Consider the following 16,162-nt stretch of genomic DNA (forward strand, 5'->3'; position numbering starts at 1 on the left):
GTCAGGTAGCTGTCACCGCCGCGCGGCGGGTGTGGCCAATTGCCCGGCCGTCAGGTCTTGTACTTGATCGAGCAGCCGTAGGGCCGCGTGGCGGCAGCCGAGATCGGCCTGCCGCCGAAGGCCTCGCCCAGGGCCTGGTTCACGTAGTTGGTCGCGGTCTTGATGTCGTCCACCCGCGCCGAGGCGATGCTGTCGATGCCGCCCGCGTACACCAGCGTGCCCTTGGGGTCGATGATGAAGATGTGCGGCGTGGTGCGCGCGCCGTAGACCTGACCGATGAGGCCGTCCTCGTCCATCAGCACGGCGGTGGGCGCGGCCTTCTGCGACTTCATCCAGGCGTCGAGCGCCTCGGGCTTGAGGTAGTCGGTGGCGGCGCGCTCGGTGGAATTGATGGCCAGCCACACCACGCCCTTGTCGGTGGCGGCCTTCTGCGTGGCGGGCATGTTGCCGCTGCCGTAGTGCTTGCGCACGAAGGGGCAGCCGGGGTTGGTCCATTCGAGCACCACGAACTTGCCCGCGAAATCGGACAGCTTGTGCTTGGCGCCGGTGGTGTCGACGGCCACGAAATCGGGCGCCTGCTGGCCCACTGCGGGCGCTGCGGCGGCATTGCCGCCCATCAGGAAGGTGGCGCCCAGCGCCACGGCGGCGGCGACGACGGCACGGCGGGAGGCCCGGCTCAGGGCGGCGCGGGCGTTGCGCGCGGCGCGGAAGGAACGCGAGTCGGCGGTTGGCGAGAGAGACATGGCCAGCTTGAACTCCAAGACAAAATTCCAAACAACAACTGCAGCTTAGAACGGTTTCTTCAAGTGCTTGTGACAACCCATGTCAGGCCGGTGGTCAAAGCGCGGCGTCAAAGGGCGGCGTCAAAGGGCGGCGTCAAAGGGCGGCGATAGCGGCGCGGACCTCGTCCTTGCCCAGTATCTCCGTCAGCACGACCGGCGGCTTGCCCGGCGCCTGCAGCACGTACACCGGCACGCCGCTGCGGCCCAGCGCGGTGAGCGCGGCGGTGATGGCGGGGTCGCGGCGGGTCCAGTCGGCGCGCAGCATCGCGACCTTCTTGGCGTCGAAGTCGGCCAGCACCTGCTCGTCGGACAGGGTGCTCTTCTTGTTGTACTGGCAGGTCACGCACCATGCGGCGGTGAAGTCGATGAAGACCGGCCGGCCCGCATCCGACAACTGCGCCACGCGCTCGGCGGACCAGGGCTGCCAGCGCTGGCCGGCCCCGTCTTTCGTGGCGGCCGATGCCAGCTTCGCGGGCTCCACCACCTGCAGCACGTTGCGGCCGATGGCGGCGGTGAGCACGGCGGTGAAGGCGATCAGCACGCCCGCGATCACCAGCCGCGTGCGCCCGCGCAGCGTGAGCGCCCAGACGACGGCGGCCATGCACACCAGCAGCGCCAGCAGCGTGCCCGCGCCGTCGATGCCGCTTTGCTGGCCGAGCACCCACACCAGCCAGGCCACGGTGGCGAACATCGGGAAGGCCAGCAGGCGGCGCAGCGTGCCCATCCACGGGCCGGGCTTGGGCAGCAGGTAGGCCACGGCAGGCACGAAACCGGCCACCAGGTACGGCAGCGCCAGCCCGAAGCCCAGCGCCACGAACAGCAGCAGCGCCTGCGCCGCCGGCAGGCCGATGGCGAAACCGAGCGAGGCCCCCATGAACGGCGCGGAGCAGGGCGATGCGATGACCACGGCGAGCACGCCCGAAAGGAAGTCGTTGGCCAGCGGATGCCTGGCCTGCGCGCTGCACACCGAAGAGGGCGCGGCGCGGCCGAATTCGAAAACGCCCGCGAGGTTCAGCCCGATCAGCGTGAAAAGTGCGGCAAGAGCAGCCACCACGCCCGGCGACTGCAGCTGGAAGCCCCAGCCCAGCCCGGCGCCGGCCGCGCGCAGCGCCAGCATGCCGCCGCCCAGCGCGAGGAATGAAAGCATCACGCCGCCCGTGTAGGCCAGCCCGGCCTTGCGGTGCGCGCTGGCGTTGCCGGCCTGCCGCGCGAAGCCCAGCACCTTGATCGCGAGGATCGGGAACACGCAGGGCATCAGGTTCAGCAGCAGGCCGCCGAGCAGGGCGCCCAGCAGCGCGGCCATGAAGGTGGTGGAAGAAGGCGCAGGCAGTTCGGCAGCCTTGGCCGCCCCGGCATTCGCGGCATTGGCCGCGAGCGCCGCCTGCAGCGCCGGCGACACCTCGGCTGCGCGCGGTGCGGCAGCCGCAGGCCAGGCGCCGGAGACTGGCGCCTCGGCGCGCCATGCGATCGGCTGGCCGGCCTGCCGGTCGGCCTCGGGCAGCGTCACCACCACCGGCATGACGGTGGGGCTGGCGCTGCGCTGATCGGCCAGCGGCATCGTGGCGGTCCAGGTGTCGCCTTGCCAGGATTGGGTCCAGTCCTTGCCGGAGACGGCCGCGGTGCGGATCACCTCGGGTGTCTCGGGGAAGAACTCCAGCGTCTTGCCCTGCGCGGCGGCGGGCAGGCCCTCGAGCCGCACCTTCAGGCTGTGGCCGTCGACCTCGACGGCGCCCGGCCTGGCCAGCGGCTGCGGGCGGGCGGCGAGGGCGGTGTCGAACTCGGCCTTGTGCAGCGCGGTCGAGCCCTGCAGCGGCAGCGCCAGCGTGAAGGTGCCCTCCTCGGGAATGCATTCCTTGCGGCAGACCAGCCAGGAGGCCTTGAGCTGGATGTCCATCGCCGGGGTGCCGCCCAGCGCCACCGGCGGCTTGTAGAGCGTGGACACCTCCAGCGGCACTGGCAGCAGCACGGTGTTCTCGTAACCGTAGTTGGCGAGGCTGCCGACCGGGATCTTCTTCGGCGCCGGCCATGCGATCTCGCCGGTGGACACGCCCGCCGGCAGCGTCCACGTCATCTCGGTGGGCAGGCCGGAATCGCCGGCGTTCTTCCAGTAGGTGTGCCACTCGGGCTGGTGCGCGATCTGCAGACCGACCCAGACCGGGGCGCCGGGTGTCACGCCGTCGGGAGCATGGGCGACGAGTTCGGCGCGCACATGGGGAGTGGTGACCACGGCGCCCGGTTTGGACGCCAGTTCGGGCGTCGATTGCGCCAGCGCCGGCATGCTGGCTGCGGCTGTTGCTATCAGAAGCGTAGCGAATTGGATGCGCGGGAAGATCATGCCGTCAGTCGGAGCAATCGGTGGGGGCGAAGTTCCGGGGCTTGGTTCAGGCCGCCGTGGCGGCTTGCGAGCCCCAGCCCAGCACCACGCGTCGGCTGTTGGCGCTCTTCTTCTCTATCTTGGTGACCACCACCGCCCCGATCTCGGCGGTGTTTGCAACATGCGTGCCGCCGCAGGGCTGGAAGTCGATAGCCGTCTGGCCTTCGCCAGTTCCGCCGATGCGGATGGTGCGCACCGTGCCCGTGCCGCGCGGCGGCTGCACGCTCATGCTCTTGACCAGCGCCGGGTTGGCGTCGAGCTCCTCGTCGGTGATGGCGCCGACCGTCAGCGGATGGGCCGCCTCGACCAGCCGGGCCAGGCCGGCCGTCAGCGAGTCCTTGTCGAGCGGATCGGTCATGTGGAAGTCGAGCCGCGCGTACTCGGGCGTGATGGAGCAGCCGTTCACCGGCTGCGGCACCAGGTGGCACAGCAGGTGGGTGGCGGTGTGGAAGCGCATCAGGCGGTGGCGGCGCTCCCAGTCGATGCGGGCGGTGAGCGCGTCGCCGGGCTTCAGCGCGGCCAGCAGTTCGTCCTGCCCCGGGGCCGGCACGTGGATGAACTCGTCGGTCGGCTGGCCTTCCGCGTCCTTGGCCTTGCGGGTGTCGGCAACGACGACTTCGCGCCCGTTGGCCAGGGCCAGCACGCCGCTGTCTCCGGCCTGTCCGCCGCCCAGCGGGTAGAACACGGTGCGGTCCAGCACGATGCCGGTGTCGTCGATTCGCACGATGCGGGCGTCGCAGCTGCGCAGGTAGGCGTCGGCGCGGAACAGGTCGTCGGTCATCCGGCGATGGTAGCGGCGATGCGCGAATGAGGTGCGCCCACGCCAGAAAGCGCCCACGGCCGACACTCCCGGGCCCGCCGGGCTGGGGAAGATGGCGATGTGCGGCATGCCGTCGCGCGAAGGATCACGCATGGAAAAACAGCAGCAAGCACCCACCCGCATGCCGTCTTCATGGCCGCAGGCCGGCGCCCTGGCCCTGGCGGCCGCGTTGCTCGTGGCCGGCTGCGGCGAGGCCGCCAAGCTCTCGCCCGAGCTGACGACCGGTCCCCGCCCGCAGCTGGTCGAGCCGAACAAGACCCTGATTCCCACCGTCAATGTCGCCCCCGCAGTCGGCTGGACCGACACCGCGACGCCCGTTCCCGCCGAAGGCCTGAAGGTGACGGCGCTGGCGCGCGGCCTCGACCACCCGCGCTGGGTCTACACGCTGCCCAACGGCGACATCCTCGTGGCCGAGAGCAACAAGCCGCCCAAGCCCGCCGACAGCAACGACGGCGGCAGCGGCCCCGTCGCCAAGATCCGCAACTGGGTCATGGGCAAGGTCATGGGCCGCGCCGGCGCGGGCGTGCCCAGCGCCAACCGCATCACCCTCCTGCGCGACGCCGATGGCGACGGCGTCGCCGAGGTGAAGCAGGTGTTCATGGCCAACCTCCGCTCCCCCTACGGCATGGTGTTGGTGGGCAACGAACTCTTCGTCGCCAACGCCGATTCGCTGGTGAAGGTGCCCTACACCGAGGGCCAGACCTCCATCACCGCCAGCCCGACGTTGGTGACCCAACTGCCCGCCGGCATCAACCACCACTGGACCAAGAACGTCATCGCCAGCGCCGACGGCAGCAAGCTCTACGTGACGGTCGGCTCCAACAGCAACATCGGCGAGAACGGCCTGCCGGCCGAGGAGGGCCGCGCCGCCATCTGGGAGGTCGACACGAAGTCGGGCGAGAAGCGCCTCTTCGCCAGCGGCCTGCGCAACCCCAACGGCATGGGCTGGGAGCCCGACACCCAGGTACTGTGGACCGTGGTGAACGAGCGCGACGAGATCGGCAGCGACCTCGTGCCCGACTACCTCACCTCGGTGAAGGACGGCGCCTTCTATGGCTGGCCCTGGAGCTACTACGGCGGCGTGGTCGACGCGCGCGTGCAGCCGCAGAACCCGCAGATGGTCGCCAAGGCCATCGCACCCGACTACGCGCTGGGCTCGCACGTCGCGCCGCTGGGCATGGCCTTCTCGCGCCCGGGCGGCATGCCCGAGCAGTTCGCCAGCGGCGCCTTCATCGGCGAGCACGGCTCGTGGAACCGCAAGCCCAAGTCGGGCTACAAGGTGGTGTTCGTGCCCTTCATCGGCGGCAAGCCCAGCGGGCCGCCGATCGATGTGCTGACCGGTTTCCTGAGCGCCGACGAGAAGGCGCACGGCCGGCCGGTGGGGGTGGCGCTTGACAAGGCCGGCGCGCTGATCGTGGCGGACGACGTGGGCAACACCGTGTGGCGGGTGTCGAAGGCCAAGTAGCCTTCAAGCTCACCCCCGGCGGGCCGACGACAGCCGCGGCACGAGCTGCGCCGCCGGCCCGTCGACCTTGCGCGTCGCCGTGTCTCCGCGCAGGTGGTCGAAGAGCAGCGCGATGGCCTGCTGCGCCACCTCGTCCAGGTGCAGGTCCACGGCCGTGAGCGGCGGCACGCTGGTGCGAGCGCGCAAGCCGTCGTAGCGGGTGGCGACCATCACGTCCTCGGGAATGCGCCGGCCGGTCTCCAGAACCGCCGCGACCGCGCCCGTGGCGAACGCATCCACCGGCACGCAGAAGGCGTCGATGTCGGGGTGGGCCGCCAGCAGCGCCAGCGCGGCGTCGCGGCCGCCGCTTTCGCCCTTCGCCTCGTCGACCAGCGACAGCAGCGGCGCCTGCCGGTGCGCGGCGGCGAACGCGAGGTAGGCGGCCTGGCCCTCCACGTAGGAGTTGCGCTGCGCCGAGCCCAGGATCATCGCGATCCTGCGCGCGCCCTGCGCATGCAGATGCTCCAGCAGCAGCCGGGTGGTGTCGCCCGAATGGATGTCGACGTAGGGCGGCAGGGCCGTCCCGCTTTCGGCGCCTCCGGCCGCCTCGGCGGGCTTGCCGATCGCGACCACCGGCAGGCCGCGCCGCAGCAGGTAGTCCATGTTCGGGTCTCCGGCGGAGGGCTCGATGACCAGCGCTCCGTCCACGTCGAGCAGTTCCATCGGCACGCTCCCCGTTTCCATGGGTGGCGCCAGCACCAGGGCCAGGTTCCGGTCGAGCGCGGCCGAAGCCGCCACGGCCGCCACTTCCATGAGGAAGCCGAGCCTCGAAGGGCCGCCCGCCACGGCAAACGGCATCGACGACAACAGCACGATCATGTGCGCCTCGCCCGTGCGCAGCCGCTGCGCGTTGCGGTTGGGCCGGTAGCCGAGCTTCAGGGCGGCCTTCTCGACGCGCGCGCGGGTTTCGGCGTCCACCTGGCCGCGGGCGTTGAGCGCATGCGAGACGGTGGTGGGCGATACACCCGCTTCGCGCGCCACGTCCTTGATGTTCGCTCGCGGCGATGGCTCGGTACTCATCCCGTTGACCTTTTCAAAAACCGGTGCTTCAATTCCCAAATCGTTTTGGGCGCGTTGTCCCGGAATGTACTTCACCCGCCTCGGCGGATTTTTTTGCGAGCACGCCCAAATCGATTTGGGCGCCAATCCGGTCAAAGGATTCGATCATGTCCCGTGTATCCGACGCTCCTGCCGTCGACGCCGTGCTGCCCGTTTCGCAACTGCTCCTGTTCGGCCTGCAGCATGTGCTGGTGATGGCTGCCGTGCCCATCACCTCCGTTTTCCTGGTGGCCAAGGCGTTGGGCCTGACCGCCGCCCTCACGGTCAACCTGATCAGCGCCACCTTTCTGCTGTGCGGCGTGGGCACGCTGCTGCAATCCTTCGGACCGTGGAAGTTCGGGGCGCGGCTGCCCTTCGTCATGGTGCCGGGCGGGGCGCCCATCGTGATGTTCGTGACCATCGCGCAGCAGCGCGACCTGCAGACCGCCTCCGGCGCGGTGATCCTCACCGCGCTGTTCTATTTCCTGGTGCTGCCGGTGTTCGCGCGCTGCCTGCGCTACTTTCCGAAGATCGTCATCGGCACCTTGCTGCTGCTGGTGTCCATCAACCTGGTGAAGGTGTACGGCGGCATCATCGCGGGCAAGGCCGGCTCGCCCACTTTCGCCGATCCCGCGAACATCGGGCTGGCTTTGGCGACCATCGGCTTCACGGTGCTGTTCGCGCGGCTTTTCAAGGGCATGCTCGGCCAACTGGCGGTGCTGCTGGGGCTGCTGGCGGGCACCTTGCTGGCGGCGGCCTGCGGGCTGATGGATTTCGGCTCCGTCGCGGCCGGCCCGCTCTGGAGCGCCCCGACGCTGCTGCCCTTCGGCATGCCGCATTTCGACGTGGTGGCGGCCGTGCCGCTGCTGATCTTCAGCGTGATCTCGATGGTCGAGGCCACGGGCCAGACGGTGGCGGTGGCCGAGGTGGTCGGCCGCAGGATCGATCCGCGCGAAGCCGTGCCGCGCACCATCCGCGGCGATGCGCTGGTGTCGCTGGCGGGCGGGCTGTTCGGCACGTCGATGATCATCACCAGCGGCGAGAACATCGGCATCGTGCGCGCCACCAATGTGCGCTCGCGCTACGTCACTGCCACGGCGGGTGCGATCCTGATCCTCATCGCGCTGTCGGCGCCGCTGGGCCGGCTGGCCAGCGCCATTCCCTCGGCCGTGGTGGGCGGCACCGCGATGGTGGTGTTCGCGATCATCGGCACGATGGGCATCGACATGCTGCGCAAGGTCGACCTGCACGAGCGCGGCAACATGTTCGTGCTGGCCGGCGCGTTGACCATGGGCCTGCTGCCCATCGTCGTGCCGGGGCTCTACAGCCGCTTTCCCGACACGCTGCAGCTGGTGCTGGGCAACGGCCTGGCGATGGGCTCGCTCACGGCGGTGGTGCTCAACATGGTCTTCAACCGCGTCCACGCGGAGCGCACCGAGATGGCGCCTGCTTCGCAGGCATGAGCCGGGCCACGTTTCCTCTTTCTCTTTCTCCTCTCTTCACCATGTCTCCTGAACTCGATGCCGCGATGCTCGCGGCCGACGAGCTGCTGCTCGTTCCCGACCACCTGATGCTGCGCGACGGCCCGGCCACCGGCCATGCCGTGCTGGTGGCCGGCGGACTGTTCCGCGATGTCGGCCCCGCTGGCGTCCTTGCCGCGCGCCACCCTCATCTCACGCCGCTGGCCCTTCCCGGCAAGCTGCTCATGCCCGGCATGATCGACGCGCACCATCACCTGACGCAGTCCTTCGGCAAGTCGCTGGCCTATGGCGAGCCGTCCGAGATCTTCCGCCGCGTGTGGGTGCCGCTCGAATCCAGCCTGGACGACGAGTTCGTCTACCTGGCCTCCAAGCTCGCGGCGCTCGAATCGCTGCGCGGCGGCTTCACCACGGTCTGCGACGCGGGCACGCGTGCGCCGGGCGACATCGGCGCGATCGCGGCCGCCGTGCAGGAAGCGGGGCTGCGCTGCGTGCTCGGCCTGATCTGCAACGACGGCGGCAACGACAGCAGCGCCGGCGAGCGCCGGGAGATCCTGGCGCGGGCCGGACACTTCCTGGGCCGCTGGCCGCGCGAGGGGCTGGTCCATCCGTCGCTCGCCATCTCGGTGCCCGAGGCTGCCTCCGACGAGATGCTCGCCGGCGTCTCGTCCCTGTGCGCCGAAGCGCGCGCCATCTTCCAGACGCACGTCAACGAGCACCTCGCGTCGGTCGAGCGCTCGGTGGTCCAGCGCGGCTGCCGGCCGCTCGAGTTGCTCGCCCGGCTGGGCGCGCTGGGCCCGCAGGTGCTGATCGCGCACGGCACGCTCGTCACGCCGTCCGAACTCGTGCTGCTGCGCGACACCGACACCGCCGTGAGCTACAACCCCGTCGCCAGCCAGTGGAAGGGCAACGCCGTGGCGCCCGCGAACCTGATGGCGGCCATGGGCATCCGCTTCGGCCTCGGCACCGATGCCACGCGCAGCGACGCCTTCCGCCTGATGGACGCGGCCGAGGCCGCGCAGAAGCTGGCCTTCGGCCTGGCCGTCGGCGATGCGTCGAGCGGGGGCGGCTGGACCTGGTTCGACCACGCCACGCACGAAGGCGCGCGCGCCGTGGGCCTGGACCACCTGACCGGCGAGATCGCGGCGGGCAAGCACGCCGACTTCCTGATCGTCGACGTCGACACGCCCGAAATGTGCACTTCCGTCGATCTCACCTGGGACCTGGTGCGCCTGGGCAACCGCGACCAGATCAGCGCCGTATTCGTGGCCGGCCGCCTGCGCCTGTGGGAGGGATGGCCGCCCGACTGGGACGCCCGGGCGCTGCAGCGCCGGCTTGCGGAGATCGCGCATGCGGCGATGGACCGCGCGCCCATCCTGCGCCTGCATCCGACGGCGGCCGAGCATCGGCGCCTTTGCCGCGCGCGCGCCGAAGGTGGGCTTGGGCTGGGTCTGCAGTGAGCGCGCAGCACCTTCTTCTCGTCTCCGCAGCCGTGCTGTTCGCCGCCTTCGTGCAGGGCGCGACCGGCGTCGGCTTCGCGCTGATCGCCGCACCGGTGATCGGCATCGTGCGCCCCGACCTGCTGCCGGTGTGCGTGCTGGTGCTGATGCTTCCGCTGAATTTCTACGTGATGTGGCGCGAACGCGGCGCGATCGACCGTGTCGGCGCCGGCTGGATCAGCGGGGGGCGCCTGCTTGGCACCGCCGGCGGGCTCTGGGTGCTGGCGGCGTTGAGCGCGAGCCATCTGTCGCTGTTCGTCGGCGTATCGACCATCGCGGCAGCGCTGGTGACGCTGCTGATGCCGGCCTTCTCGCCGGGGCGCGGCGCCTTCGTGGCGGCCGGCCTCGTCACCGGCATCACCGAAACCGCGACCGGCATCGGCGGTCCGCCGCTAGCGCTGGTCTACCAGCACCAGCCGGCGCCCTCCATGCGCTCGACCATCGCGCTGTGCTTTCTCGTCGGCGAGCTGGTGTCGCTGGTCACACTGATGGCAGCGGGACGCATCGACGGCTCCCAACTGCAGGCTGCCGCGCAACTGCTGCCCGCACTGGTGGTGGGCGCCGTGCTCAGCCGCGTGGTGCACCGGCACATCAACGGGCGGGTGCTGCGCGTCTTCGTGCAGGTGTTCGCGATCGTGTCGGGCGCGGCACTGCTGCTGCATTCATTCTGAATCGCCGTGCGCGGCCCGCCAGGCTGCGCGGCCCAGCCTGTAGAGCCTGTGCCGACGCAGCGCGTGCCCCTCGGGCACCAGCGGATGGTCGAAGGCGCCGTCCGCGTCCTCCGTCATGCCGATGCGCTGCATCACCGCCGCCGAGCGGGTGTTGTTCCAGGCGGTGAAGGCGACGATCTCCTCCAGCCCGAGCCGCTCGAAGCCCACCTGCAGCGCGGCGCGCGCCGCCTCGCTCGCGTAGCCATGGCCCCACCACTTGCGCGCGAAGCGCCAGCCGATCTCCACGCAGGGCGAGAAGGGCAGCTTGGCCGACGGCGAGTTGAGCCCGGTGAAGCCCATGAACTCGCCCGACTCCCTGTGCTCCACCGCCCAGAAGCCCCAGCCGTTCTCGTCGATGCGCGAGCGCGTGCGCGCGACCGCCGCGTCGCTGTCGGCGCGCGTGGGCAGCGGCAGCAGGAACTCCATCACCAGCGGGTCGCCCGCGAGTTCGAAGAAGGGGGCCAGGTCGCTGTCGCGCCATTGGCGCAGACGCAGGCGGGGCATGTCGGTTTCGATGATGTCCGTGGTCATGCGGCCGATTGTGTCGCACGGCATTTATGTCATGACGTGATATATTCGCGGCCGTTCCGCCAACCGCACCGCCATGGCTCCCACACCCCGCAAGCTCGCCAAGAAGGACTTCGAGGCGCTCTCCCAGTTCCGCTACCAGATGCGCCGCTTCGAGCGCTTTTCCGAGCGCGCCGCGCAGGGCGAGGGCCTCACGCCGCAGCAGTACCTGGTGCTGCTTCACATCAAGGGCGTGCCGGGGCGCGACTGGGCTTCGGTGGGCGAGATCGCCGAGCGCCTGCAGCTGCAGCCGCACGGCGCGGTCGCGCTGGTCACGCGCTGCGAGGCGCTCGAACTGGTGCAGCGCAGGCCCAGCGAAACCGACCGCCGGCAGGTGGAAGTGCATCTCCTCGCCAAGGGCGAGAAGCTGCTGTCGAGGCTGGCTGAACTCCACCGCGCGGAGTTGCGCTCGCTGAAAGGCGTGTTCGACGTGCCGCAGATCGATCTTCCGGAAAATCCATGAGCTCCAAGGCCACCTCCCATCCGCCGCGCGGCGACTTCGCGCTCAACACGCGTCTGATGCGCATCACCGTCATGGCCGCCCTCATCGGCGCCGTGAGCACGGTGGCCGCGCGCGTGCTGCTCGACCTGATCCGCTTCTTCACCAACCTGTTCTTCTTCCAGACCTTCTCGCTGGCCGACCGCTCGCCGGCCACGCACACGCTGGGCGCCTGGGTCATCGTGGTGCCGGTGATCGGCGGGCTCATCGTCGGGCTGGTGGCGCGCTACGGCTCCGACAAGATCCGCGGCCATGGCATTCCCGAGGCCATCGAGGCGATCCTGTTCGGCAAGAGCCGCATGTCGCCGAAGGTGGCGCTGCTCAAGCCGCTCTCTTCGGGCATCGTCATCGGCAGCGGCGGGCCCTTCGGCGCGGAGGGGCCGATCATCATGACCGGCGGCGCCATCGGCTCGCTGATCGCGCAGCACTTCCACCTCACCGCGGCCGAGCGCAAGGCGCTGCTGGTGGCGGGCGCCACCGCGGGCATGACGGCGGTGTTCGGCACGCCGGTGGCGGCCGTGCTGCTGGCCGTGGAGCTGCTGCTCTTCGAGCTGCGCCCGCGCAGCCTGCTGCCGGTGGCCGTGGCCTGCGCGGTGGCGGGCTTCGCGCGGCCGCTGCTGATGGACCCGGGCCCGCTCTTTCCGCTGCAGACGGCCGCGCCCGGCCCGCTCGCCATGCTGTCGTGCGTGATCGCGGGCGTGCTGTGCGGCGCGCTCGCGGCATCGCTGTCGATCTCGCTCTACAAGGTGGAAGACTGGTTCGGCAAGCTGCCGGTGCACTGGATGTGGTGGCCCGCCATCGGCGGCCTCGCGGTGGGCATCGGCGGCTGGCTGCAGCCGCGCGCGCTGGGCGTGGGCTACGACGTGATCGGCGACCTGCTGCACAACCACCTGGCGCTCGGCGTGGTGGTCGCGCTGCTGGCGGTGAAGGCCGTGATCTGGGTCATCTCGCTGGGCTCGGGCACCTCGGGTGGCGTGCTCGCGCCGCTGCTGATGATGGGCGCGGGTCTCGGCGTGGTGCTGTCGCATGTGCTGCCCGGCAACGACCCGATGCTGTGGCCGCTGGTCTGCATGGCGGCCACGCTGGGCGGCGTGATGCGCGCGCCGCTCACCGCCACCATCTTCGCCTTCGGGCTCACGCACGACAGCAACGCGCTGCTGCCGCTGCTGGCCACCTCGGCCGTGGCCTACGGCTTCACCGTGCTGACGATGCGCCGCTCGATCCTCACCGAGAAGATCGCGCGCCGCGGCTATCACATCTACCGCGAGTACGGCATCGATCCGCTGGAGCGGCATTCGGTGGAAGAGGTGATGACGCGCGAGGTGCGCAGCATCGACGCCGCCATGCCGCTGGCGCAGGCGATGTTCGAATACTTCGGCGAGGGGCAGGCGCACCGCGCCTTCCCGGTGCTGCGCAATGGCGCGGTGATCGGCGTGGCCGATCGCGCCATGCTCGCCGCGCGCGGCACGCGCGACCCCATCGCCACGGTGGGCGACGCCTGCGCCGACGTGCCGCTCTATTTCGCGCTGCCCGGCGAGAACTGCCGGGCCGTCGCCACGCGGCTCGCGCGGCACCGGCTGGAGCGCCTGCCGGTGGTGAAGGACGCGCAGTCGTTCGCGCTGGTGGGCATCGTGGCGCGCAGCGACCTCATCAAGCCGTCGCTCGTGCACTTCGACGAAGAGGAAAAGCGCGAGCGCATGCGCGGGCTGCCCTGGCAGTCCTAGTTCATCAGAACCCCGCCAGCACCACCTTGCCCTGCGCCTTGCCGCTCTCGATGAGCGCGTGGGCGCGGCGCAGGTTCGCGGCGTTGATGGTGCCGAAGCTCGCGTTGGCCGTGGTGCGGATGCGGCCCGCGTCCACCAGCGCTGCCACCTCGGCCAGCAGCGCGCCCTGCTCGGCGATGTCGGGCGTCTCGAAGCGCGAGCGCGCGAACATCATTTCCCAGTGCAGCGAGATGCACTTGGTCTTCAGCGGCATCGCGTCGAGCACCTTCATGTCGTCGATCACCGCGAGCTGGCCCTGGGGCTTGAGGCTTTCGATGATCTGCGCGTAGTGCTGGTCGGTCTGCGTGAGGCTGGCGACCATGTCGACCTCGCCGATGCCGGCGGCCTTCAGCTCGGCGGCCAGCGGCTTCGAGTGGTCGATGACCGCGTGCGCGCCCAGTTCCAGGCACCAGGCGCGCGTCTCGGCGCGCGAGGCGGTGGCGACGACGCGCAGCTTCGTCAGCTGGCGCGCGAGCTGGATGAGGATGGAGCCCACGCCGCCGGCACCGCCGGTGACCAGCAGCGTCTGGCCTTCGCCCCCGCCCTTGGGTACGCGCAGGCGGTCGAACAGCAGCTCGTACGCGGTGATGGTGGTCAGCGGCAGCGCGGCGGCCTGCGCGTCGTCGAGGCTCTTTGGGGCGAGGGCGGCGATGCGCTCGTCCACCGCGTGCAGTTCGGCATTGGTGCCGGGGCGGATGATCGAGCCCGAGTAGTACACGCGGTCGCCGGGCTTGAAGTTCTTCACGCCGGCGCCGACGGCCTCGACCGTGCCGACCGCATCCCAGCCCAGCACCTTGGCCTGGCCGGCCTCGGGCGCGGCGTTCTTGCGGACCTTGGTGTCCACGGGGTTGACCGACACCGCCTTCACGCGCACCAGCAGGTCGCGCGCGCCGGGCACGGGTGCGGGCAGCTCGATGTCCTGCAGCGATTCGGGGTTCTCGATGGGGAGGGACTGGTAGTAGCTGATGGCTTTCATGGGAGGGGCCTTTCTGTGACGATGATCGAACTGTAGGATCGCAAGGCTGGTTTGATAAGTAGGCTGAAATCAGCAACAGTTTCAAATGAAGATTGAAAATATCTCCGATCTGCAGGTGCTGGTGCATACGGCGCGGGCGGGCACGCTCACGGCTGCAGCGCATGCGCTGGGGATCACGCCGGCTGCGGCCAGCGCGACGCTCAAGCGGCTGGAGGCGCAGCTCGGGGCGCGGCTGTTCGAGCGGTCGACGCGGGCGATGCGGCTCACGCCTCAAGGGCAGACGCTGCTCGACTACGCGGTTCGGGCCTTCGAGCTGCTCGACGAGGGGGAATCGCTGGTCACGGCCGATCGCGGGGAGCTGGTCGGCACCCTGCGCGTGGCTTCGCCTTCGGACCTGACGCGCAGCACGCTGCTGCCTTGGTTCGACGAATTCCTGGCGCTGCATCCGGGCGTGCAACTGTCGCTGTCGGTGGGCGACCGGCCGCTGGACGTGATGCGCGACGAGGTCGACGTGGCGCTGCGGTACGGGGCGCTGGCGGATTCGCGGCTGGTGGCGCGGCCGTTCGCGCTCACCAATCCGCTGCTCACGGCTTCACCCGACTACCTGCGGAGGCATCCGGCGCCTCGGGTGCCGCAGGATCTGGTGCATCACAACTGCCTGATCTTCAATCGCTCCGGACGTCGGCACAGGGTCTGGCGGTTTGCGCAGAACGGGCAGTGGACGGAGGTGCGGGTGAATGGGAACCGCAGCGTGGACGATGCTTCGCTGGCGCGGGAGTGGACTGTGGCGGGGTATGGGATTTCTCTGAAGTCTGCGCTGGATGTGCGCGAAGACATTCGCGAGGGGCGGCTTGTTCGGTTGCTGGCGGATTGGGAGACTGAGCCTTATCCGTTGCATGCGTTGTTGCCTAGTGGGAGGTTTGTGCCGGCTCGGGTTCGGGCTTTTGTCGAATTTCTTGCTGTGAAGTTCGAGGCTTTGTTGGCTTTGTCTTGAGGTTTTTTCCCGGGGCCGGGACTCGCCCCGGCAGGCGACCTACGTTTCTTTGTCTCGCCAAAGAAACGTAGGCAAAAGAAAGGCGACCCCACTGTCTGCGTCCCTCCGCTTCGCTGCGGGCAACCTGCGGTGCTCGCGTTTCGCGGGGTCTCGCAGAACTCGCTTCGCTCAAACAGCTGCGAGCCCTGATCCGCGAAACGCTGCGCTCCTCGGCGCAGCCAGAGGGGAGGGGGAGCCACACGGGCCTTTGCTTCGCCCGGCCTCGTTTTTCTCCCTCTCCCGCTTGCGGGAGAGGGTTGGGGTGAGGGCCGCGGCGCCCGATGTCGCCGTGCTTTCTCGTTCCCTCAGATCATCGGCGTCACCGCACCATCCATCGCCACGATCGCGCCCGTCACATAACTCGCCTTCGGCGACGCCAGGAACAGCACCGTGTTCGCCACTTCCTCCGGCGTCGCGATGCGGCCCAGCGGCAGCCTTGCCTTGGCTCGCTCCAGGGCCTCGTCGGTGCCGATGCCCTGCAGCCTGGCGTCGGCCTTCATGCCTTCCTGCAGGCGTTCGGTGAGGGTGAGGCCGGGGTTCACGGCGTTCACGCGCACGCCCTTGGCGGCGTAGGCGGCGGCCATGCCGGCGCTCACGAGCATGAGGGCGGCGTTGGCGGCGCCGCCTGCCATGTGGACGGGGCTGGCGACCTTGCCGCCCTGGCCGATGACGTTGACGATGGCGCCGCGGCCGCGCTGGCCCATGCGCTTCACGACGGGGTCGATCATGTGGATGTAGGTGAAGTACTTGGCGTCCATCGCGTCGTGCCATGACGCGGGCGTGAGATCGTCGGGCGGGGTGCGGCGCGCGGCGCCGGCGGAGTTGACGAGCACGTCGACGGGGCCGAAGACCTGTTCGGCGGCATCGAGCGCGGCGAGCGCGCCGGCCGGGTCCTTGAGGTCGGCTGCGTGGACGGACACGCGGGCGTCGGCCTGCGGGAACGACTCGGCCAGCGTCCTGCGGCCCTGTTCGAGGTTGGCGAGGTCGCGCGAGACGAGGCTGACGCGCGCGCCTTCGCGCAGGAAGCCGAGCGCGCAGGCCAGGCCGATGCCCTTGCTGCCGCCGGTGACGAGTACGTGCTGGTCCTGGAGCTGGAGGTCCATGAAACGGGTCCTTGGT

General features: G+C 70.0%; 14 protein-coding genes. 7 read left to right on the plus strand and 7 right to left on the minus strand.

What is annotated here, in order from left to right:
• Positions 1–50: 50 nt before the first annotated feature.
• The 3 genes from ABL843_RS03885 to ABL843_RS03895 form a co-directional block, all read right to left on the minus strand.
• Entirely contained in the window at positions 51–743 is a 693-nt protein-coding gene (locus tag ABL843_RS03885) for a thioredoxin family protein (RefSeq protein ID WP_184634398.1), read from the minus strand.
• Positions 744–876: 133 nt separating this feature from the next.
• Positions 877–3,117 carry a protein-disulfide reductase DsbD family protein gene (locus tag ABL843_RS03890; protein WP_418119034.1) on the minus strand — a complete coding sequence of 747 codons (2,241 nt, stop codon included), beginning with the start codon at positions 3,115–3,117 and terminating at the stop codon, positions 877–879.
• A gap of 46 nt (positions 3,118–3,163) precedes the next feature.
• Positions 3,164–3,937 (minus strand): alanyl-tRNA editing protein, encoded by a 774-nt coding sequence (locus ABL843_RS03895; RefSeq protein ID WP_418119035.1) that lies wholly within the window; start codon positions 3,935–3,937, stop codon positions 3,164–3,166.
• Between the two features lie 130 nt (positions 3,938–4,067).
• Here ABL843_RS03895 and ABL843_RS03900 point away from each other — a divergent pair, with 130 nt between their 5' ends.
• Complete coding sequence (locus ABL843_RS03900; protein ID WP_418119036.1) at positions 4,068–5,441, plus strand: PQQ-dependent sugar dehydrogenase; 1,374 nt, start codon at positions 4,068–4,070, stop codon at positions 5,439–5,441.
• Positions 5,442–5,450: 9 nt separating this feature from the next.
• Here the strand turns inward: ABL843_RS03900 and ABL843_RS03905 are convergent, their stop codons facing one another.
• Entirely contained in the window at positions 5,451–6,500 is a 1,050-nt protein-coding gene (locus tag ABL843_RS03905) for a LacI family DNA-binding transcriptional regulator (RefSeq protein WP_418119037.1), read from the minus strand.
• 146 nt (positions 6,501–6,646) lie between these two features.
• Between ABL843_RS03905 and ABL843_RS03910 the strand changes: the two genes are divergently transcribed.
• The 3 genes from ABL843_RS03910 to ABL843_RS03920 are packed head-to-tail and all read left to right on the plus strand — an operon-like array spanning position 6,647 to position 10,166.
• Positions 6,647–7,981: a uracil-xanthine permease family protein gene (locus ABL843_RS03910; RefSeq protein WP_369659742.1), complete on the plus strand. Its 1,335-nt coding sequence runs from the start codon at positions 6,647–6,649 to the stop codon at positions 7,979–7,981.
• 41 nt (positions 7,982–8,022) lie between these two features.
• Positions 8,023–9,456, plus strand: a complete 1,434-nt coding sequence (locus ABL843_RS03915) for an amidohydrolase family protein (RefSeq protein WP_418119038.1) — start codon at positions 8,023–8,025, stop codon at positions 9,454–9,456.
• A complete protein-coding gene (locus ABL843_RS03920; protein ID WP_418119039.1) occupies positions 9,453–10,166 on the plus strand; it encodes a sulfite exporter TauE/SafE family protein in 714 nt (237 codons plus the stop codon). Before ABL843_RS03915 ends, ABL843_RS03920 begins: the two co-directional genes overlap by 4 nt.
• Here the strand turns inward: ABL843_RS03920 and ABL843_RS03925 are convergent.
• On the minus strand, positions 10,158–10,736 hold the full coding sequence (locus ABL843_RS03925; protein WP_418119040.1) for a GNAT family N-acetyltransferase: 579 nt from the start codon (positions 10,734–10,736) through the stop codon (positions 10,158–10,160). The two genes, ABL843_RS03920 and ABL843_RS03925, sit on opposite strands and share 9 nt — an antisense overlap.
• 73 nt (positions 10,737–10,809) lie before the next feature.
• Here ABL843_RS03925 and ABL843_RS03930 point away from each other — a divergent pair, with 73 nt between their 5' ends.
• The gene (locus ABL843_RS03930; protein WP_418119041.1) at positions 10,810–11,235 is read left to right on the plus strand and encodes a MarR family winged helix-turn-helix transcriptional regulator; all 426 of its coding nucleotides are present in this window, start codon (positions 10,810–10,812) and stop codon (positions 11,233–11,235) included.
• Positions 11,232–12,995, plus strand: coding sequence for a chloride channel protein (locus ABL843_RS03935; protein ID WP_418119042.1), 1,764 nt, complete (start codon positions 11,232–11,234; stop codon positions 12,993–12,995). The genes ABL843_RS03930 and ABL843_RS03935 overlap by 4 nt, the downstream gene beginning before the upstream one ends.
• Positions 12,996–12,999: 4 nt before the next feature.
• Here ABL843_RS03935 and ABL843_RS03940 read toward each other — a convergent pair whose 3' ends face one another.
• Positions 13,000–14,010: a zinc-binding alcohol dehydrogenase family protein gene (locus ABL843_RS03940; protein ID WP_418119043.1), complete on the minus strand. Its 1,011-nt coding sequence runs from the start codon at positions 14,008–14,010 to the stop codon at positions 13,000–13,002.
• A gap of 85 nt (positions 14,011–14,095) precedes the next feature.
• Between ABL843_RS03940 and ABL843_RS03945 the strand changes: the two genes are divergently transcribed.
• Positions 14,096–15,004 carry a LysR family transcriptional regulator gene (locus ABL843_RS03945; RefSeq protein ID WP_418119044.1) on the plus strand — a complete coding sequence of 303 codons (909 nt, stop codon included), beginning with the start codon at positions 14,096–14,098 and terminating at the stop codon, positions 15,002–15,004.
• Positions 15,005–15,348: 344 nt separating this feature from the next.
• Here the strand turns inward: ABL843_RS03945 and ABL843_RS03950 are convergent, their stop codons facing one another.
• Positions 15,349–16,146, minus strand: coding sequence for an SDR family oxidoreductase (locus ABL843_RS03950; RefSeq protein ID WP_418119045.1), 798 nt, complete (start codon positions 16,144–16,146; stop codon positions 15,349–15,351).
• Positions 16,147–16,162 lie beyond the last annotated feature (16 nt).

Origin of the sequence: Variovorax sp. 350MFTsu5.1, assembly GCF_048302515.1 — a bacterium.
Taxonomy (GTDB): Bacteria; Pseudomonadota; Gammaproteobacteria; order Burkholderiales; family Burkholderiaceae_C; genus Variovorax; species Variovorax guangxiensis.

Coding starts and splice junctions, on each gene's coding strand:
- ABL843_RS03885 (WP_184634398.1), bottom strand. CDS start 743: ATGTCTCTCTCGCCAACCGCCGACTCGCGTTCCTTCCGCGCCGCGCGC.
- ABL843_RS03890 (WP_418119034.1), bottom strand. CDS start 3,117: ATGATCTTCCCGCGCATCCAATTCGCTACGCTTCTGATAGCAACAGCC.
- ABL843_RS03895 (WP_418119035.1), bottom strand. CDS start 3,937: ATGACCGACGACCTGTTCCGCGCCGACGCCTACCTGCGCAGCTGCGAC.
- ABL843_RS03900 (WP_418119036.1), top strand. CDS start 4,068: ATGGAAAAACAGCAGCAAGCACCCACCCGCATGCCGTCTTCATGGCCG.
- ABL843_RS03905 (WP_418119037.1), bottom strand. CDS start 6,500: ATGAGTACCGAGCCATCGCCGCGAGCGAACATCAAGGACGTGGCGCGC.
- ABL843_RS03910 (WP_369659742.1), top strand. CDS start 6,647: ATGTCCCGTGTATCCGACGCTCCTGCCGTCGACGCCGTGCTGCCCGTT.
- ABL843_RS03915 (WP_418119038.1), top strand. CDS start 8,023: ATGTCTCCTGAACTCGATGCCGCGATGCTCGCGGCCGACGAGCTGCTG.
- ABL843_RS03925 (WP_418119040.1), bottom strand. CDS start 10,736: ATGACCACGGACATCATCGAAACCGACATGCCCCGCCTGCGTCTGCGC.
- ABL843_RS03930 (WP_418119041.1), top strand. CDS start 10,810: ATGGCTCCCACACCCCGCAAGCTCGCCAAGAAGGACTTCGAGGCGCTC.
- ABL843_RS03935 (WP_418119042.1), top strand. CDS start 11,232: ATGAGCTCCAAGGCCACCTCCCATCCGCCGCGCGGCGACTTCGCGCTC.
- ABL843_RS03940 (WP_418119043.1), bottom strand. CDS start 14,010: ATGAAAGCCATCAGCTACTACCAGTCCCTCCCCATCGAGAACCCCGAA.
- ABL843_RS03945 (WP_418119044.1), top strand. CDS start 14,096: ATGAAGATTGAAAATATCTCCGATCTGCAGGTGCTGGTGCATACGGCG.
- ABL843_RS03950 (WP_418119045.1), bottom strand. CDS start 16,146: ATGGACCTCCAGCTCCAGGACCAGCACGTACTCGTCACCGGCGGCAGC.